This is a genomic window from Micromonospora noduli (assembly GCF_003264475.1).
GTDB lineage: Bacteria > Actinomycetota > Actinomycetes > Mycobacteriales > Micromonosporaceae > Micromonospora > Micromonospora noduli.
Genome location: NZ_PYAC01000011.1, coordinates 68,744 through 87,719 on the forward strand (window position 1 = coordinate 68,744; position 18,976 = coordinate 87,719).

An 18,976-nucleotide genomic window follows, 5' to 3' on the forward strand; every position below is an offset into this window, starting at 1 on the left:
TAGAAACAAGCAGTGAGCACGGATGACGAGGCGCGCCCGGCGGCTCGGCTCACTGTCCTGGCTGGACCTTCGGGTTCCGGCAGGGAGAGTGTCGTCGAGCTCGTCCGGGCGCGTTCTCCGTCCGTGTGGATCCCGGTCGCGGCAACCACCAGGCCGCGCCGGGAGTCGGAGATCGACGGGGTGGACCGCGTCTTCCTCGCCCCCGCCGAGTTCGATCGACGGATCGTCGACGGCGAGCTGCTGGAGTGGTCCCGGATCGGTTCGCACCGCCGGGGCACCCCGTACCCCCCGCTGCGCGCCCGGCTCGACGCCGGGCAGCCGGTGCTGCTCCCGCTCGACCTGCGCGGCGTCCCACTGATCCGGGCGCGACTGCCCGATGCCCGGCTGGTGTTGCTGAGCCCACCCGGGTACGCGCCCGACGCCACGGTGGCCGCCACCGTCGAGCACGCGCTGACCCACGACCACACCGAACGGGTGGTCGAGGAGCTGGTAGGCTTACTCGGTTCTTCTTATCCGGATCCGGCCTGGTCGCGCGTGCGTGGCTGACGGTCGGCCGCCGTTGAGACTCAGCACCGCGTCCGCGCGGCTCGAAAGACGCAGAGGTTAATTCGTGGGATCCATCGCCAACCCCGAAGGCATCACCAACCCGCCGATCGACGAGCTCCTCGAGAAGACGACGTCGAAGTACGCGCTGGTCATCTTCGCCGCCAAGCGCGCGCGCCAGGTCAACGCCTACTACAGCCAGCTCGGTGAGGGTCTGCTGGAGTACGTCGGCCCGCTCGTCGAGACCACCCCGCAGGAGAAGCCCCTCTCCATCGCCATGCGCGAGATCAACTCGGGCCTGCTCACCGCCGAGCCGACCGACCAGCCGTAAGCCCCCGCTGGCCGATGTCCGCCTCGATCGTCCTCGGGGTCGGTGGCGGCATCGCCGCCTACAAGGCGTGCGAGCTGCTGCGACTCTTCACCGAATCCGGTCACCGGGTTCGGGTCGTGCCAACCGCGTCGGCGCTCCGCTTCGTTGGAGCGCCGACCTGGGCCGCGCTCTCCGGTCAACCGGTCGCCGACGACGTCTGGACCGACGTCCACGAGGTGCCGCACGTCCGGCTCGGTAAGCAGGCCGACCTGGTGGTGGTCGCGCCGACCACCACCGACCTGCTCGCCAAGGCCGCCCACGGCCTCGCCGACGACCTGCTGACCAACACCCTGCTGACCGCCCGCTGCCCGGTCCTGCTGGCCCCGGCCATGCACACCGAGATGTGGGAGCACCCCGCCACCGTTGCCAACGTGGCGACGTTGCGCTCCCGGGGGGTCCGGGTCATCGAGCCCGCCGTCGGCCGGCTCACCGGCGCCGACACCGGCAAGGGTCGGCTGCCCGACCCGGCGGAGATCTTCGCCGTCGCCGGACGGCTCCTGGCCCGCGGCGACTCCGCCCCCGCCGACCTGGCCGGTCGCCGGGTGGTCGTCACCGCCGGTGGCACCCGCGAGCCCCTCGACCCGGTGCGTTTCCTGGGCAACCGCTCGTCGGGCAAGCAGGGCTACGCGTTCGCCCGCGCGGCGGTCGCCCGGGGTGCCCGCGTCACAGTGATCTCGGCCAACGTCGGCCTCGCCGACCCGGCCGGGGTCGACCTGATCCGGGTGGGCACCACCGCCGAGTTGCGGGAGGCGACCGTCAAGGCCGCCGTCGACGCCGACGCGGTGGTGATGGCGGCGGCTCCGGCCGATTTCCGGCCCGCGACGTACGCGACTGGCAAAATCAAGAAGTCGGACGACGGTGTCGCGCCCACCATCGAGCTCGTCACGAACCCGGACATCGCGGCGGAGCTCGGCCAGCGCAAACGACCGGGGCAGGTGCTGGTGGTGTTCGCCGCCGAGACCGGCGATGCCGAGGCCAACGGCCGGGCGAAACTCGCCCGGAAGCGGGCCGACCTGATCGTGGTCAACGAGGTCGGTCCGGACCTGGTCTTCGGCGCCGACACCAACACGGTGACGGTCATCGGCGCGGACGGTTCGGTCAGCCGGCTGCCCGAGCAGGCCAAGGAAGCGGTGGCCGACGCCGTCTGGGATCTCGTCGTGGCGCGGCTGTCCGGCCGCTCCTGACGGGTGGAACAGGGCTCGACCGATCCCGACACCGGCCGCAGTGGTGATTAGACTGCCGCGGAACGACCTCACACGCTTAGGAGTGCCGTGACACGCCGTCTCTTCACGTCCGAATCGGTCACGGAAGGCCACCCGGACAAGATCGCTGACCAGATCAGCGATGGCATCCTCGACGCGCTGCTGACCGAGGATCCCCACAGCCGCGTGGCCGTGGAGACCATGATCACCACCGGTCAGGTGCACATCGCCGGTGAGGTGACCACCAAGGCGTACGCCGACATCCCGACGATCGTCCGCCGGACCATCCTCGACATCGGCTACGACTCGTCGAAGAAGGGCTTCGACGGCGCCTCCTGCGGGGTCAGCGTCTCCATCGGCGCGCAGTCCGAGGACATCGCGCAGGGTGTGGACAACGCCTTCGAGCTGCGCACCGGGGCGTCGGAGAGCGCGCTGGACGCGCAGGGCGCGGGCGACCAGGGCATGATGTTCGGCTTCGCCTGCTCGGAGACGCCCGAGCTGATGCCGCTGCCGATCGCGCTCGCGCACCGGCTGGCCCGCCGCCTCTCGGCGGTGCGCAAGGACGGCACGATCCCGTACCTGCGGCCGGACGGCAAGACCCAGGTCACCATCGAGTACGAGGGGCTGCGCCCGGTCCGGCTGAACACCGTTGTCGTGTCCAGCCAGCACGCCGCCGACATCTCGCTGGACTCGCTGCTCACCCCGGACGTGCGCGACCACGTGATCGCCCCGGAGCTGGAGAGCCTCGGCCTGGACACCGACGGTTACCGGCTGCTGGTCAACCCGACCGGCCGGTTCGAGATCGGCGGCCCGATGGGTGACGCCGGGCTGACCGGCCGCAAGATCATCGTCGACACCTATGGCGGGTACGCCCGCCACGGTGGCGGCGCGTTTTCCGGCAAGGACCCGTCCAAGGTGGACCGCTCGGCCGCGTACGCGATGCGCTGGGTTGCCAAGAACGTGGTCGCCGCCGGTCTGGCCGAGCGGTGTGAGGCGCAGGTCGCCTACGCCATCGGCAAGGCGCACCCGGTGAGCCTGTTCATCGAGACGTTCGGCACCGAGACCGTGCCCGTCTCCTCGATCGAGAAGGCCGTCACCGAGGTGTTCGACCTGCGTCCGGCCGCGATCATCCGGGACCTCAACCTGCTCCGCCCGATCTACCAGCAGACCGCCGCGTACGGCCACTTCGGCCGGGAGCTGCCGGACCTGACCTGGGAGAGCACCGACCGGGCCGCCGACCTCAAGTCGGCCGCGGGAGCCTGACCGCCACCAAGCGCAGCGACCGGCGACCCGCGGACGGGTCGCCGGTCGCGCGCGTCTGCGTGGATGTGGGACTGGCGCACCTGGACCGGCCGTTCGACTACCTGGTGCCGGCGGAGCTGGACGAGGTGGCGGTGCCCGGTACCCGGGTGAAGGTGCGCTTCGCCGGGCAACTCGTCGACGGGTGGTTGCTGTCACGCGCCGACGACTCCGGGCACACCGGCCGCCTCGCGTACCTGGAGAAGGTGGTCTCCCCGGAGCCGGTGCTTGCCCCCGAGGTCGCCCGGCTGGCCCGAGCGGTCGCCGACCGGTACGCGGGCAGCCTCGCCGACGTGCTCCGGCTCGCCGTGCCACCCCGGCACGCCCGGGTGGAGAAGGAGCCCTGCGACGAGCAGCCCACCCCGGCGGCCCCCACCGAGGCGGTCGACCCGCGCGGGTGGCGCGACTACCCGAGCGGTCCGGCCCTGCTGCGGGCGCTCGCCGACGGCCGGGCGCCCCACGCGGTCTGGTCGGCGTTGCCCGGTGAGGACTGGGCGGCCCGTTACGCCGACGCGGTGGCGGCCACCGTCGCCGGTGGGCGCGGCGCGGTGGTGGTGGTGCCCGACGCGCGTGACCTCGACCGTCTCGACGCCGCGCTCACCGGCGTGCTCGGCCCGGGACGGCACGTCAGCCTCTCCGCCGCGCTCGGCCCGGCCCGGCGGTACCGGGCCTTCCTCGCCGCTCGCCGTGGCCAGGTGCCGGTGGTGATCGGCACCCGGGCGGCGATGTTCGCCCCGGTGGCCCGGCTCGGCCTCGTCGCCGTCTGGGACGACGGTGACGACCTGCACTCCGAGCCCCGGGCGCCCTACCCGCACGCCCGCGACGTGCTGCTCACCCGCGCCCACCTCGCCGAGGCCGGCGCGCTGGTCGGTGGATACGCCCGGACGGCCGAGGCGCAGCTGCTGGTGGAGACCGGCTGGGCCGCGGAGGTGGTCGCCGACCGGGCCACCGTGCGGGCCCGGATCCCGGCCATCGCGCCGACCGGGGACGACCCGCAACTGGCCCGCGACCCCGGGGCCGCCACCGCCCGGCTGCCCAGCCTGGCCTGGACGGCTGCCCGCGACGCGCTCCGCCAGGACCTGCCGGTGCTGGTGCAGGTGCCCCGCCGCGGCTACCTCCCGTCGATCTCCTGCGCCGAGTGCCGCACCCCGGCGCGCTGCGCGCACTGTGCCGGCCCGCTCGCGCTGCCCTCGGCCGGCGGCACCCCGGCCTGCCGGTGGTGCGCCCGGGTGGCGGCCGCGTACGCCTGCCCGGAGTGCGGTGGGCGGCGGCTGCGGGCCGCGGTGACCGGCGCCCGGCGGACCGCCGAGGAGCTGGGCCGGGCGTTCCCCGACGTGCCGGTGCGCACCTCGGGGCGCGAGGAGGTGCTGACCGACGTGCCCGGCGGCGCGGCCCTGGTGGTGGCAACCCCGGGCGCCGAGCCGGTCGCCGAGGGCGGCTACGGCGCGGTGCTGCTGCTCGACTCGTGGGCCCTGCTGACCCGGGCCGACCTGCGCGCCGGCGAGGAGGCGCTGCGCCGCTGGCTGGCGGCGGCGGCGCTGGCCCGCCCGGCGCCGGCCGGTCGGGTGGTGGTGGTCGCCGACGGCGCGCTCGCCCCCGTGCAGGCGCTGCTGCGCTGGGACTCCGGCTGGTTCGCCGGTCGGGAGCTGGCCGAGCGCCGCGAGCTGGGCTTTCCGCCGGCCGTGCGGATGGCGAGCGTCACAGGAGCGGCCGAGGCGGTGGCGGACCTGCTGGCCGCGGCCCGGCTGCCGGACGACGCCGAGGTGCTCGGGCCGGTGCCGGCCGAGGAGGGCCGGGAACGGATGTTGGTCCGGGTGCCCCGGGCCCGGGCCGCCGCGCTCGCCGAGGCGTTGCACTCGGCCGCCGGCGTCCGGGCCGCTCGCAAGGCCGCCGATCCGGTTCGTCTCCAGGTCGATCCGCTGAGCCTGTTCTGAGGCGTTTCGGCCGGTGCCGACGGTCGCGGGCCTCGCCCGCTGCCGGGGGCTCTCGCACACCGCGTCCGGCAAAGTGGTGGCGCCCGAGTGGTAGCATCGCCCGTCATGCCAAGGCGTACGACGGGCTCCAGGTCGCGAGGGGGCGTCAGCCGCGCCGAGCTGGGGCCGTCGCGGGATGGCGCGACGGACGATGGCGGGAACGCGTCGGTCGGGCGCGAGGTCGATGATGTCAATGAGCCGGTGATCAGGGGTGGACCAGTCGTGACCGTTGGACAATCGATCGTCTTCAACGGCGACCTCGGCAGCGGCAAGAGCACCGTGTCGGTCGAGATCGCCAAACGGCTCGGCATGCGCCGGGTCAGCGTGGGGGACCTGTACCGGGAGATGGCGCAGCAGCGGCAGATGACCGCGCTGCAACTCAACCTGCACGCCGAGCTCGACCAGGCCGTCGACGGCTACGTCGACCAGCTCCAGCGGGACATCGCCGCCTCGGGTGAGCGCCTCATCATGGACTCCCGGCTGGCCTGGCACTTCTTCACCGACGCGCTCAAGGTGCACATGATCACCGAGCCGGGCGAGGCGGCCCGCCGGGTGCTCGCCCGCCCCTCCGGGCCGGCGGAGAGCTACGCCTCCCTGGACGAGGCCAAGGCCAAGCTCCGGGAGCGCAGCGCGAGCGAGCGCAGCCGGTTCATCATCCGCTACGGGGTGGACAAGGCCCGGCTGCGCAACTATGACCTGATCTGTGACACGACCCGGGCGTCCGCCACGGAGGTGATCGAGCACATCGTGGCCGCGTACGAGGGAACGCTCGGCGCCGAGGTGCTGCGCGACGCGCCGCCGCTGCTGCTGCTGGACCCGGCCCGGGTCTACCCGACCGAGGACATCGCCACCCTGCGCGGCCTGTGGGACACCGACTTCGTCGGTGGGGTGGCCGAGGCCGGCGACGAGGCCCTCGAACCGCTGAAGATCGGGTTCACCGGCGAGTACTTCTTCGTCGTCGACGGCCACCGCCGCCTCAGCGCCGCCCTGCAGAACGGGTTCTCCCTGGTCCCCGCCCAGCTGGTCGCCGAGGTCGACGAGCCGGTAGTGGGTGGGATGACAGCGATCGACTACTTCGCCGCCCAGGTGCGCCCCGGCCTGGTCTACGACTGGGAGGCGGCTCACAAGATCCAACTGCCGCTGCCCGAGCCCGCGCTGCTCCGCGGCGACGCGGTGCTCGCGGGCGACCCGGGCGCCAGCGTCTGAACCCGGCGTGAGGCCGGGCCGACGCGCGGGGTACGCGCGCCGGCCCGGCCACCGAGTCGTACGGCGGTCGCCGAGACGGCTCAGCCGAGGATGACGCCTGAGGCGCCCACTCCGGCCATGCCGGAGAAGATGTCCTCGTAGTACATCCGCCAGGCGCAGACCCGGTTAGTGGTCACGTAGCCGGTGCAGGGCACTGAGGTGTTGGTGTCGTCGATGGCGGTGTTGGTGCCGGTCGCCCAGACCTGGAGGTTGTTCGCCGCGTTCACGATCTCCACGGGGCCGCCGCTGTCACCCTGACCGACGGCGTTGGTACGCGTGGTGTTCTCGGCCTGTACCTGACCGCAGACAGTGCCGAAGTCGCGGACGTTGATGCAGAGGTTGCGGGCCTTCACCTGGATCGAGCACCGGGTGCCGGAGTACGCGCCGGAGGTGCACACGAAGTTGCCGACCTGGCTGGCCGAGGCGCCGATCACCTGGTTGCTGAACTCACTGAGCACCGCGCCGGCGGCATTGGTGCTGTTGTTGAAGACCCGGCCGCCCGAGCTGCCCGCGAGGAGCAGGGTGTCGGTGCCGGCGTTGCGGGTGCCGACGATGCCGATCGTCTGCCCGGTCGGGTCGGTCGCGAGGACGTTGAGGTTGGCGCAGTGCGCGGCGGAGAGCATCCGCGCCACCCCGCCCTGGAAGACCCCGAAGCCGGTCGAGCAACCACCGCCGGTGGCGGTGTTGCGCCACGCGGCGCCACCCCACCACGGGGCCGTGTCGTCCCACCTGGTGGCGGGCGCGGCGGCGACCCCGGTCTGCACTGTCACCGGTACGCCGGCGAGAGCCGTCGCGCCGAGCAGCCCGTCCTGGGTGCCGACGAGCAGGCCGGCGCCGTCGGCGCGCGGCCCGACCGTGGTGATCTTGTTGCCGACTGTCGCCCGCAGCCGGTCGGCCGCGACGATGAGCTCCCGCTGTGAGTACGCGGCGGGCAGCACCTGGGTGGCGACGGTGGCCCGGGCGGTGGCCACCAGGTTGGCGGGCGGCTCACCCTTCCAGTAGACCTGGAGCTGGCGGGTGGTGGGGTCGGCGACGATACCGGCGAAGCCGGAGTTCGCGCTGCGCTGTGCCGCGTTCGTGATCCGGGCGGCGGCGGTGTTCATGCGCTGTTGCAACCGGAGCAACTCCGACCAGGAGGCGAAGCCGCCGGGGACCGGTGTGCTGTCGACGAAGGATCCGGTGGTGGCGGCCTTGCCGCCCGGTGCGGCGGTGGCCGGGGTGGCGGTCACGCCCGCGGCGAGCAGCGTGAGACCGATCGCGGCGACGGCGACGCGACGCAGCATCGCCACGGGACGCCGGGTGGTCGGGTGTGGACGGATCATCGGGTACCTCTTCCCCCAGGGATCGTGGAGCGGGCCGAGCCCGCACCAGGACGGTGGCAGGGGCATCGACGCCACGGGGCGGATCCTGGACGGGACTGGACACCGCTGGACACCGCTGGACGGGGAGACGGTCCGCAGTGGAACTGTCATACATTGGCAGCCGTCTATCGAATGGCGTGGGGCCGGAATTACCCTGCCCGTGCGCATCCGGGGGGCCGGATGACCGGGGTGGGGGTCGCATGTCCGAGCAGTGGATACCTTCCGGCACTCATCAGACGTCACATGGGTCAGCCGAGCTGGCCCGCGCCGGCGCCGAGGCGCAGACACTGCCCGAGTTGGCCGGGTTGCTGCGCCAGTTGCGCCGCCGCGAGGCCCGGCAGCAGGGCGAGACCCTGCTGACGTACCGGCAGTTGGCCGCGAAGACCGGCTGGTCACGCGGGATCATCGGGGAGTACTTCGCCGGCAACGTTCTGCCGCCGCCAGAGCGGTTCGACGCTCTCATCCGGCTGCTCGGGGCCACCCCCGCCGAGCAGGGGGTGCTGGCCACCGCGCGGGACCGGGTCGAGGAGCGACGCCGACGCCCGAACCGGGAACACGCGACCACCGGACGGGCGGTCGCGCGGGCCAGGGTCGTCGGCCCGCGCGCCGGCACCACGTCCCCCCGGTTCCCGATACCCCGCCAACTGCCCCCGGCGCTGCCCGGGTTCGTCGGGCGTGCGACCCAACTCGCCCAGCTCGATGCCGAATGCGCTCGCGCCATGGCGCCCGAGAACGACGGCATGGCGTCGGTCACCGTCATGACCCTGTCCGGTACGGCCGGGGTCGGCAAGACGACCCTGGCGGTCACCTTCGCGCACCGGGTCGCCGATCGCTTCCCGGACGGCCAGCTCTACGTCGACCTGCGCGGGTTCGACGCCACCGGAACGGTGGTGACGGCCGTCGAGGCGGTCCGAGGCTTCCTGGAGGCCCTCGAGGTACCGCCCGAACGCATCCCCACTCACCTGCCCGCGCAGGTGGGCCTCTACCGCAGCCTGCTCGCCGGTCGCCGGATGCTGGTGCTGCTGGACAACGCCCGCGACGCCGACCAGATCCGCCCCCTGCTGGTCGGCAGCCCGAACTGCCTGGTTTTGGTAACCAGCCGCAACCGGCTCGCCGGGCTGATCGCCGCCGAAGGTGCCCGGCCGATCGGCGTCGACCTGCTCAGCACCGCCGAAGCCTGGCAACTGTTGGCCCGGCGGCTCGGCACGGACCGGTTGGCGGCCGAGCCGCAGGCGGTGGACGAGATCATCGAGCGGTGTGCACGGCTGCCGCTGGCGCTGGCCGTGCTCGCCGCGAGAGGTGCGGAGAAGCCGACGTTCCCGCTGGCCACCCTCGCGGCCGAGCTGCGGGCGGCGCCGCGACCACTCGACTCGTTCGACGGAGGGGACGCCGGCACCGACGTGCAGGCCGTCTTCTCCTGGTCGTACCGGAGCCTGACCCCGGCGGCGGCCCGCCTGTTCCGGCTCTTCGGCTGCCATCCCGGACCGGACATCGGGTTCGCCGCGGCGGCCAGTCTGGCCGGGCTGCCCCGGGCCCAGGTGCCCCGACTGCTGACCGAGCTGGCCCACGCGCACCTCGTCACCGAGCACGCCCCCGGCCGGTTCGGCGCGCACGACCTGCTCCGGGCGTACGCGGCCGAGCAGGTCGAACGTCTCGAACCGGAGCAGGCCCGGCGGGCCGCGATCCGGCGTGGGCTGGACCACTACCTGCACACCGCCCACGCGGCGGCGCTGCTGCTGCAACCGGGTCGGGACCCGGTCACCCTCACTGCCGCCGCGCCGGGTGTGCTGCCCGAGGAGATCACCGACCTCGGTCAGGCACTCGCCTGGTTCAGCGTCGAGTATCCGGTGCTGCTGGCGGCGGTCGCCCACGCGAGGCGGGCCGGGTTCGACGGTCATGCGTGGCAGCTGGCCTGGACACTGGTGGACTTCCTGCAACGCCGGGGGCGGTGGCCGGACCTGGCCGTGGCCCAGCGGAACGCCCTGGCCGGGGCGCAGCGGGCCGGCGACCGACCCGGGCAGGCGAACGCCCACCGCGACCTCGCCCGGGTGCTGTCCCGGCTGGGTCGGGTGAACGAGGCGGCGAGGAACTACCGGCAGGCCCTGGTGATCTTCGCGGAGTTGGCTGACCACACCGGGCAGGCGCGCACCCACCGGGCGTTCGGCGCGATGCTCGACGGGCTCGGCCGGCACGCCGAGTCCCTGGAGCAGAGCGAGCGGGCCCTGGCGCTGTACCGGGCCGCCGGGCACGTCGCCGGGGAGGCCAGCGCCCGCAACGCGGTGGGGTGGGCGTACGCCCAGCTCGGCCGGTACGAGCCGGCGCTCGGGCACTGCCGGGAGGCGTTGGCGCTGCTGCGGACGACAGGCGACCGGCACGGCGAGGCGAACACCTGGGACAGCCTCGGCTTCATCCACGCCCGCCTCGCTGACCACCGGGCGGCGATCCGCTGTTTCCAGCGGGCCATCGGGCTGTACCGGCGGGTCAGCGACCGCTACGACGAGGCGGACACCCTGTCCCGGCTCGGCGGGAGCCGGCAGGCGGTGGGGGACGCGGCCGGCGCCGCGCGTACCTGGCGGCGGGCCCTGGGCATCCTCGACGATCTCGGTCACCCGGACGCCGAGCGGGTGCGGGAGCTGTTGGCCGGGGAGCCGGCCGGTGACGCTGGGCACACCGGCGGTGGTTGAGCGAGGTGCGCCGCCCGATGCCCGGCCGGGCACTCCGTAGACTGGTACGGCACCGCTCGTCCATCCAAAGAAGGAGCCGTCCCGCGTGACCGTCCAGCCCATCCGTCTGTTTGGGGATCCGGTGCTGCGCACGCCGGCCGATCCGGTGGTCGACTTCGACGCCGAGCTACGTCGGCTCGTCGCCGACCTCACCGACACGATGCGTGAGCAGAACGGCGCCGGCCTGGCCGCGCCGCAGCTCGGTGTGAGCCTGCGGGTGTTCACCTTCGACGTCGACGACGTCCTCGGGCACCTGATCAACCCGGTGCTGGAGTTCCCCGACGAGGAGGAGCAGGACGGCCCGGAGGGCTGTCTGTCGATCCCCGGGCTCTACTTCGACACCAAGCGTCGGCAGAACGTCGTCGCCAAGGGCTTCAGCTCGTTCGGCGACCCGATGCAGATCGTCGGCACCGGCCTGATGGCGCGCTGCGTGCAGCACGAGACCGACCACCTCGACGGGGTGCTCTTCCTGGACCGGCTTGACCCGGAGGGGCGCAAGGAAGCCATGAAGGCGATCCGCCAGGCCGAGTGGTACGACGCGTCGGCCCCGCCCACTGTCAAGCTCAGCCCGCACATCAGCGACCCCTTCGGTCTGGGGCGCTGACCCGGATGCGCGTGATCTTCGCCGGTACGCCGGCCGTCGCCGTTCCCGCCCTGGCCGCCGTCGCCGCCTCCCGACACGAGCTGGTGGCCGTGGTCACCCGGCCCGACGCGCCCGCCGGGCGTGGGCGTGGCCTGGCCCGGTCGCCGGTCGGGGCGTGGGCAGACGAGCACGGCGTCGAGGTGCTCACGCCCGCCCGCCCCCGCGAGCCGGAGTTCCTCGACCGGCTACGCGAGCTGGAGCCGGCCTGCGTGCCGGTGGTCGCCTACGGCGCGCTGGTGCCGCCGGCGGCCCTGGAGATCCCCCGGCACGGCTGGATCAACCTGCACTTCTCCCTGCTGCCCGCGTGGCGTGGCGCCGCGCCCGTGCAGCACGCCGTGCTGCACGGCGACGAGCTGACCGGGGCCAGCGTCTTCCAACTGGAGGAGGGTCTGGACACCGGCCCGGTCTACGGCACGCTGACCGACGAGATCCGCCCCACCGACACCTCCGGCGACCTGCTGGGGCGGCTCGCCGATTCCGGCGCCGGGCTGCTGGTGGCGGTGCTCGACGCGATCGCCGACGGCACCGCCCGCGCCGAGCCGCAGCCGGCCGACGGGGTGTCGCTGGCGCCGAAACTGACAGTGGACGACGCGCGGGTGCGCTGGGGTGACCCGGCCTTCGCCGTGGACCGGCGGATCCGGGCCTGCACGCCCGCGCCGGGCGGCTGGACCACGTTCCGCGACGAGCGGGTGAAGCTCGGCCCGGTCGTCCCGGTGCCCGACGGCCCCGAGCTGAAGCCGGGGGAGTTGCTGGTGGAGAAGTCCCGGGTGCTGGCCGGCACGGCGACCGTGCCGGTACGTCTCGGCGAGGTCCGCGCCGCGGGCAAGCGGGCGATGGACGCGACCGACTGGGCGCGCGGCGTCCGGGTCGGCACAGGAGAGGACTTCGCGTGACGGCACCGGAGGGAACCCGACCGACGCGCTCCGGCCCGTCGACCGGCCGTGGCGGGGATCGCCGCCCGGTCCGACCACCGCTGGACCGGCCGCGCCGCGCCGCGTACGAGGCGGTGGCGGCGGTGCACCGGGACGACGCGTTCGCCAACCTGGTGCTGCCCATCATTCTGCGGGAGGAGGGGCTGTTCGGTCGGGACGCGGCTTTCGCCACCGAGCTGACCTACGGCACCCTGCGCCACCTGGGCACGTTGGACGCGATCCTGACCGACGCGGCCGGCCGGGACGTGGCCCGGATCGACCCGCCGGTACGCGACGCGCTGCGGCTCGGGGCGTACCAACTGCTGCACACCCGGGTGCCGGCGCACGCCGCGGTCTCGTCGACTGTGGACTTGGTCCGTTCGGTCGCACCGGGCGCTACCGGCTTCGCCAACGCGGTGCTGCGCGAGGTGTCCAGCCGTGACGCGGACGCCTGGGTGGCGAAGCTCGCCCCACCGATGGAGACGGACCCGGTCGGGCACCTCGCGTTGGCGTACAGCCACCCGCAGTGGATCGTGCGGGCCTTCTCCGAGGCGCTCGGCGGTGATCTGGGTGAGACGGAGCGCCTCCTCATCGAGGACAATGAGCGCCCTCCGGTGCACCTGTGCGCCCGGCCCGGCCTGATTGACCCGGTCGAGCTGGCCGACCAGGTCGGCGGTGCGCCCGGTGCCTTCTCGCCGTACGCCGTCTATCTCCCCGGCGGGTCGCCGGGCGACATCCCTGCGGTCGTCGACGGCCGGGCCCACGTCCAGGACGAGGGCTCCCAGTTGGTGGCCACCGCGCTCGCCGACGCGCCGTTGGACGGCCCGGACGGGCGTTGGCTGGACCTGTGCGCCGGCCCGGGTGGCAAGGCCGGGTTGCTCGGCGCGCTGGCCGCGCAGCGGGGTGCCCGGGTGACCGCGGTGGAGGTGGCCGAGCACCGGGCCCGGCTGGTCTCCCTGGCGACCCGGGACCTGCCGGTGACCGTGCTGACCATGGACGGCCGTGAGGTCGGCGGCGACCCGAAACTGCCGGAGCAACACTTTGACCGGGTGCTGGTCGACGCACCGTGTACCGGGCTGGGGTCGCTGCGTCGTCGGCCGGAGTCGCGCTGGCGTCGCCAACCGTCGGACCTGCCGCCGCTGACCCGGCTGCAACGGGAACTGCTCGGCGCGGCGCTGCGGGCGGTCCGCCCGGGTGGCCTGGTCGCCTATGTCACCTGTTCGCCGCACACCGTCGAGACGCACGTGACGGTGACCGAGGCGGCCCGCCGTAGCGGGGTTGCGGTGGACTTCGTGGACGCCCGCCCGCTGCTGCCGGCCGGCATGCCCGGTCTCGGTGACGGGCCGACAGTGCAGCTCTGGCCACACCGCCACGGCACCGACGCGATGTTCCTCGCCGTCCTGCGCCGAGGCTGATCCGCTCCACACGTCCGGCCGGTCGACCGACCGGCCGGACGTCGTGCGCGCACGCTCAGGTGACCGGGAGGCCCTTGGTGCCGGCGTTCTTCATCGAGCGGGTCAGGTTCCGGTCGGAGATCCAGAGGAAGCACTGCACGCCCCGGTTCCCGTTGCGCCACTCCTCCTCGTACGGCTGGTAGTAGATCGTGCCGGCGCGGAAGTCGAGCTGGGAGTTGTCCGGGACCTTGGCGTACTTGGCGATCATCGTCTGGCAGGCCCGGTGGGTCCGCTTGGTGCTGCGGGTGAACTCGGCGTAGCTGGTGTCCGGCGCCTGCCAGACGCCGACGAACTCGGCGTGGTGCTTGGCGGTGCAGGAGACCGGGACCATCTCGTCGATGTCGTCCTTGACCATCTTCGGGTTGAAGCAGCGGTACGCCAGCGGAGCCGCTCCGGACAGCGCGCCCCGGAGGCTGCCGGTGCGCAGGTCGACAGCTGTGTCGTCGATGCTGGCGATCTCGGTGACGTCGCAGCGGTACCAGCGGGCTCCGCCCGACCAGGCCTGCGGCGAGGGCAGCACGACGGTCAGGCCGAGCCGCCCGGAACGCCAGTCGGCCCCCACCGCCTTGTTGACCGCCGTGTCGCACCCGGTCTGCGCGGCCCGCATGCCGGCCGAGCCGGGCTGCGGGGGCGTGCCGCCGCCGGCGCCCGGGCCGGTGAGGGTGCCGACGTGCATGGTCTCCACCCGGTGCGCCTCGGTGCACGCCGTCGGGTTGTAGCCGGTCAGGAAGCCGACCTGCTGGGAGCTCTGGTGGCAGACGTCGGCGGCGGGGACGAACTGCTGCGCCGCGACGGGCGCCGGCCAGTCGTCGATGAGGTCACTGTCGATTCCGGCGGGTGCGCCGCACCCGGCCAGTGCCAGGGCCAGCGCCCCACCTCCGGCGAACGCCGCCAGCCACCGTCGCATCCCGACCTCCCGCCGCTGCTGGCCCCCGACCGGACCCAGCCGGTCGATAGCGCCACGGCGCAGCAGCATACGGCAACGATGCTCAGATCGCGGGCAGTCCCTCGGGACCGGCGCCGCGCATCGAGCGGGTGAGTTTGCGGTCGTCGCTCCACAGGAAGCAGCGCACTCCACGGTCGCCCTCCTCCCACTCCCGCTGCGACGGTGGGTAGTAGATGGACCCGGCCCGGTACGGCAGCTCGCTGTTGTTGGGTACCGCCGCGAACTTGGCGATCAGCGCCATGCAGCGCCGGTGCGCCTGCTCGGCGGACTTGGCGAACTCCGCCCAGCTCATGTCCCGCTCCTCGTAGACGCCCACGAACTCGGCGCGGTGCGGCTCGGTGCAGAGCACCGGCGCCATGTAGTTGAGGTTGTCGCCGATCAGTTTGGGGTCGAAGCAGCGGTGCGTCAGGGGCGTGTCGCCGATCAACGCGCCGCGCAGGCTGCCGGTGCGGTTCACCGGGCGGGTGTTGTCGATGCTGCCGGTCTCGCTGAGGTCGCAGCGGAACCAGCGGGCGCCGCCGGCCCAGGCGGGCGCGGACGGCAACGCGAGGGACAGCGCGAGTCGGGCCGTGTGCCAGTCGCCGCCGAGCACCTCCCGGGCCCGCTGGTCGCACTCGGCGCGAGCCGTGCGCAGCGCCGACGATCCGGGTGCCGGTCGGGCCTCGGTCAGCGCGTCGGGCCCGACGAAGGTGCCGACGTGGATGGCCTCGGCCAGGTGGTTGCGCGCGCAGTCCACCGTCTCGTACGTGCTGGCCTGCACGACCGTGGCGATCCGTGGCAGGCAGGTGTCGGTGGCGGGGGTGAACGGCTTCGGAACCCGCAGCGTCGGCCAGTCGTCGGTGAGATCGCCGTCCGCGCCCCGTGCCGGCGTGCAGCCGGCCAGCAGCATCGTCGTGACGCTGGCCAGCACCAGCGCTGGAAGCCACCGTCGCATCGTCCGCCCTCCCGGGAGCTGGCGGCCGGTCGCCGCGCCCCGCGGCGAGACCCCGGCGGGCGTGCAGCCTACGGCACCGTCCCGGTTGGAGTGTCGTCGCGTTTCCGTCGATCGGCCAGTGGCTGATGTCTGTTCGTCCGGATTCAGGGGTCCGGAGCGTCCAACTCTGCACCAATGGTCACTGCTGGATCACAGCGTGTCCCCAGAGGTGCCGCGATGCGGGTGGCGGGTGGCCACGTTCGTACACTGGCCCCGTGACCGTACCGCCGCCGATCGTCGCGCCGAGCATCCTGGCCGCCGATTTCGCCCGCCTCGCCGAAGAGGTCCGTGCCGTCGAGGACGCCGCGGACTGGTTGCACGTCGACGTGATGGACAACCACTTCGTGCCGAACCTGACCATTGGGCTGCCCGTGGTGCAGAGCCTGCGGGCTGTCACTGCGATGCCCTTCGACGTGCACCTGATGATCGAGGACCCGCGCCGGTGGGCCCCCGGGTACGCCGATGCCGGGGCGTACAACGTCACCTTCCACGCCGAGGCGTCCGACGACCCGGTGGCGCTGGCCAAGGACCTGCGTTCGGCCGGTGCGAAGGCGGGCCTGGCCATCGACCGGGACACCCCGATCGAGCCCTATCTGGACCTGCTGCCCAGCTTCGACACCCTGCTGATCATGACGATCAAGGCGGGCTTCGGTGGGCAGCGGTTCATTCCGCAGCTGCTGGAGAAGGTGCGGACGGCCCGGCGGCACGTGTCGGCGGGGCACCTGGAGCTGCGCATCGAGGTGGACGGCGGGATCGCCGCCGACACCATCGAGCAGGCGGCCGCGGCCGGCGCCGACGCGTTCGTGGCCGGCACCGCCGTGTACGGGGCCTCCGACCCGGCGGAGGCGGTTCGGCACCTGCGGGCACTGGCGGAACGCGCGGCGCCCGGGGCCTGAGGTGGAGCCCGAGGCCGACCGCAAGGACATCATTCTCGTCGTGGACGACGACGAGGACATCGCCCGGTTCGTCGAGTTCAACCTGCGGCTGCACGGCTTCGAGGTGGTCCACGCCAGCGACGGCCAGGAGGCACTGGAGATCATCGAGCGCCAGCGGCCGGACCTGGCGGTGGTCGACCTCATGATGCCCCGGATCGACGGGCTGGAGCTGACCCGCCGGTTGCGCGCCGACCCGATGACGTCCGCCCTTCCGGTGATCATGCTGACCGCCAAGGGGATGACCGTCGACAAGGTGCACGGGCTCAGCGCCGGCGCGGACGACTACCTGGTCAAGCCGTTCGACACCGCCGAGCTGGTGGCCCGGGTCTCGTCCACGCTGCGCCGCAACAAGGAGTTCCGGGAGGTCTCCCCGCTGACCGGGCTGCCCGGTAACAGCCGGATCCGCCGGGAGATCAGCGATCGGGTCCGAAACGGCGTGGACTACGCCGTCGGCTACGTCGACATCGACCGGTTCAAGAGCGTCAACGACCGGTACGGCTTCGTGCGCGGCGACGACTTCATCTCCGCGCTCGCCCGCAGCCTGCACCGGGCGGTGGTGGGCGTCGGGCTGCCACCGGCCTTCCTCGGCCACGTCGGCGGCGACGACTTCGTCATCGTCTGCGCCCCGGACCAGGTGCGCCCACTGACGTCCCGGGCGGTCGTCGACTTCGAGAACGCCGCCGACACGCTCTACGACCAGACCGACCGGGAGCGCGGCTTCGTCGAGTTGAAGGATCGACGCGGCAACATCCGGCGGGCGGCCCTGGTCACGCTCTCCATCGGGGTGTCCCTCTCCGACGCCGGCAAGCGGTTCACCGACCCGCTCGAAGCGATCGCGGTGGCCTCGGAGATGAAGACGGTGGCCAAGAGTCAACCGGGCTCGTACGTGGCGGTGGACCGGCGTCGCGGCGTCACCTGAGCGTGATACCGCTGTGAAGTAGCTCGCCTAGGTGGCGGCGGAGCCGGATCGGCGTGTAAGACTTCCCGTGTACCCACCACGCGCTGGCGGGACTCGGTGAAATTCCGAACCGGCGGTGATCCACGGTCCAACCGTGGTCAGCCCGCGACCCGGACGGCTCTGCCGTCCGGTGGACCTGGTGAAAATCCGGGGCCGACGGTTGGGGGCGGTTCGTCCGCTCCCAGACAGTCCGGATGGGAGACAGCGCGCGGGACGGACGGGTCCGAGCCGGCCGCTGGCTTCAGCGTGCCGTGCCGACCCTCCCGGGGCGGCTGTGCCGTTCCCGGAATCCGCCACCGCCTGCCCGTGGCCCCATGGCCACCGCCTCCCTGACCGCCCGCGCGCGGACCGGCGAGTGAGAGGGCAGGGGCAGGGCGATGGCCAGCGTCTCCGTTGATGAGGCGATGCGGCGTGCGATCGAGTTGGCAGCGCGCGGGCTCGGCACCACCAGCCCCAACCCCGTGGTCGGGTGCGTGCTCCTCGACTCCGACGGCGAGGTCGTGGGCGAGGGCTTCCACGCGTACGCCGGGGGGCCGCACGCCGAGATCGTCGCCCTGGCGCAGGCCGGGCGGCGGGCCAAGGGCGGCACCGCTGTCGTCACTCTGGAACCCTGTGACCACACCGGCCGCACCGGCCCCTGTAGTTCCGCGCTCGTCCAGGCCGGGGTGGGCCGGGTGGTCATCGCCGTGCCCGACCCGAACCCGGTCGCCTCCGGGGGCGCCGCCACCTTGCGCGCCGCCGGGGTCCGGGTCGACCTGGGGGTACGCGGTGAGGAGGCCGAGGCCGGCAACGTCGCGTGGTTGACCTCGATGCGCCGGGGCTGGCCGTACGTGATCTGGAAGTACGCCGCCACGCTCGACGGGCGCTCCGCCGCGGCGGACGGCACCAGCATGTGGATCACCTCGGAGGCGGCCCGGATCGACGTGCACGCGCTGCGCGGCACTGTCGACGCGGTCATCGCCGGGGTGGGCACCGTGCTCGCAGACGACCCCCGGTTGACCGCCCGCAACCTGCGCGACGGCAGCCTGGCCATCCGGCAGCCGCTGCGGGTGGTGGTGGACAGCTCGGGGCGTACCCCGGCTGACGCCCGGGTTCGCGACGGCGCCGCACGGACGTGGATCGCAACCGCCGACGAGGTCGGCGCCGACCCGGACGGCCGGGTCGACCTGTCGGCGCTGCTCGCGGCGCTGCACCAGCGCGGGATCCGCGCGGTGCTGCTGGAAGGCGGCCCCCGGCTGGCCGGCGCGTTCCTGGAGGCCGGCCTGGTCGACAAGATCGTCGGGTATGTCGCGCCGCGGTTGCTCGGCGCCGGCCCGACCGCTCTGGTCGACGCGGGAGTGACCACCATCGCCGAGGCCATCGATCTGGAGTTCGTCGACGTTACGCAGATCGGTCCGGATCTCCGGATCACCGCTTTGCCCCGCAAAAGGGAGGGCTGAG

16 protein-coding genes and 1 riboswitch are annotated in these 18,976 nt (G+C 73.2%); of the genes, 13 read left to right on the top strand and 3 right to left on the bottom strand.

Annotated features, from left to right (window positions below; genetic code table 11):
• The first annotated feature begins 12 nt into the window (after positions 1–12).
• The 6 genes from MED15_RS14485 (at position 13) to MED15_RS14510 (ending at position 6,593) form a co-directional block, all read left to right on the top strand.
• Complete coding sequence (locus MED15_RS14485) at positions 13–546, top strand: nucleoside/nucleotide kinase family protein (RefSeq protein ID WP_112584586.1); 534 nt, start codon at positions 13–15, stop codon at positions 544–546.
• A 64-nt stretch (positions 547–610) separates the two neighbouring features.
• Positions 611–874: a DNA-directed RNA polymerase subunit omega gene (gene rpoZ / locus MED15_RS14490; RefSeq protein WP_030335666.1), complete on the top strand. Its 264-nt coding sequence runs from the start codon at positions 611–613 to the stop codon at positions 872–874.
• 14 nt (positions 875–888) lie between these two features.
• Positions 889–2,097, top strand: coding sequence for a bifunctional phosphopantothenoylcysteine decarboxylase/phosphopantothenate--cysteine ligase CoaBC (gene coaBC, locus MED15_RS14495; RefSeq protein ID WP_112602176.1), 1,209 nt, complete (start codon positions 889–891; stop codon positions 2,095–2,097).
• Between the two features lie 87 nt (positions 2,098–2,184).
• Positions 2,185–3,378 carry a methionine adenosyltransferase gene (metK, locus tag MED15_RS14500; RefSeq protein ID WP_091401916.1) on the top strand — a complete coding sequence of 398 codons (1,194 nt, stop codon included), beginning with the start codon at positions 2,185–2,187 and terminating at the stop codon, positions 3,376–3,378.
• Positions 3,375–5,348 (top strand): primosomal protein N', encoded by a 1,974-nt coding sequence (locus MED15_RS14505; RefSeq protein WP_112735909.1) that lies wholly within the window; start codon positions 3,375–3,377, stop codon positions 5,346–5,348. Before metK ends, MED15_RS14505 begins: the two co-directional genes overlap by 4 nt.
• 261 nt (positions 5,349–5,609) lie before the next feature.
• Entirely contained in the window at positions 5,610–6,593 is a 984-nt protein-coding gene (locus MED15_RS14510; protein ID WP_112604931.1) for an AAA family ATPase, read from the top strand.
• Positions 6,594–6,673: 80 nt separating this feature from the next.
• On the opposite strand, the gene MED15_RS14515 is transcribed toward MED15_RS14510, so the two are convergent.
• Positions 6,674–7,954 (bottom strand): chymotrypsin family serine protease, encoded by a 1,281-nt coding sequence (locus MED15_RS14515; RefSeq protein ID WP_112735910.1) that lies wholly within the window; start codon positions 7,952–7,954, stop codon positions 6,674–6,676.
• A 239-nt stretch (positions 7,955–8,193) separates the two neighbouring features.
• On the opposite strand from MED15_RS14515, the gene MED15_RS14520 reads away from it, so the two are divergent.
• The 4 genes from MED15_RS14520 to MED15_RS14535 all read left to right on the top strand — a co-directional run bounded on the left by MED15_RS14520 (position 8,194) and on the right by MED15_RS14535 (position 13,685).
• Complete coding sequence (locus tag MED15_RS14520; protein WP_112735912.1) at positions 8,194–10,677, top strand: ATP-binding protein; 2,484 nt, start codon at positions 8,194–8,196, stop codon at positions 10,675–10,677.
• A gap of 85 nt (positions 10,678–10,762) precedes the next feature.
• On the top strand, positions 10,763–11,320 hold the full coding sequence (gene def / locus MED15_RS14525; protein ID WP_112584591.1) for a peptide deformylase: 558 nt from the start codon (positions 10,763–10,765) through the stop codon (positions 11,318–11,320).
• Between the two features lie 5 nt (positions 11,321–11,325).
• Positions 11,326–12,252, top strand: coding sequence for a methionyl-tRNA formyltransferase (fmt, locus tag MED15_RS14530; protein ID WP_112584592.1), 927 nt, complete (start codon positions 11,326–11,328; stop codon positions 12,250–12,252).
• Positions 12,207–13,685, top strand: a complete 1,479-nt coding sequence (locus MED15_RS14535) for an RsmB/NOP family class I SAM-dependent RNA methyltransferase (protein ID WP_112584593.1) — start codon at positions 12,207–12,209, stop codon at positions 13,683–13,685. The genes fmt and MED15_RS14535 overlap by 46 nt, the downstream gene beginning before the upstream one ends.
• A gap of 55 nt (positions 13,686–13,740) precedes the next feature.
• On the opposite strand, the gene MED15_RS14540 is transcribed toward MED15_RS14535, so the two are convergent.
• Positions 13,741–14,631 (bottom strand): septum formation family protein, encoded by an 891-nt coding sequence (locus MED15_RS14540; protein WP_112584635.1) that lies wholly within the window; start codon positions 14,629–14,631, stop codon positions 13,741–13,743.
• A gap of 82 nt (positions 14,632–14,713) precedes the next feature.
• Positions 14,714–15,604 (bottom strand): septum formation family protein, encoded by an 891-nt coding sequence (locus MED15_RS14545; RefSeq protein ID WP_112584594.1) that lies wholly within the window; start codon positions 15,602–15,604, stop codon positions 14,714–14,716.
• Between the two features lie 254 nt (positions 15,605–15,858).
• Here MED15_RS14545 and rpe point away from each other — a divergent pair, with 254 nt between their 5' ends.
• From rpe to ribD, 3 genes are all read left to right on the top strand, one after another.
• Entirely contained in the window at positions 15,859–16,539 is a 681-nt protein-coding gene (gene rpe, locus MED15_RS14550; protein WP_112584595.1) for a ribulose-phosphate 3-epimerase, read from the top strand.
• A gap of 1 nt (position 16,540) precedes the next feature.
• Positions 16,541–17,497 (top strand): response regulator, encoded by a 957-nt coding sequence (locus MED15_RS14555; protein ID WP_112584596.1) that lies wholly within the window; start codon positions 16,541–16,543, stop codon positions 17,495–17,497.
• A 78-nt stretch (positions 17,498–17,575) separates the two neighbouring features.
• A riboswitch (FMN riboswitch) is annotated at positions 17,576–17,746 on the top strand.
• A gap of 167 nt (positions 17,747–17,913) precedes the next feature.
• Positions 17,914–18,975, top strand: coding sequence for a bifunctional diaminohydroxyphosphoribosylaminopyrimidine deaminase/5-amino-6-(5-phosphoribosylamino)uracil reductase RibD (gene ribD / locus MED15_RS14560; RefSeq protein WP_112584597.1), 1,062 nt, complete (start codon positions 17,914–17,916; stop codon positions 18,973–18,975).
• Position 18,976: the final 1 nt, after the last annotated feature.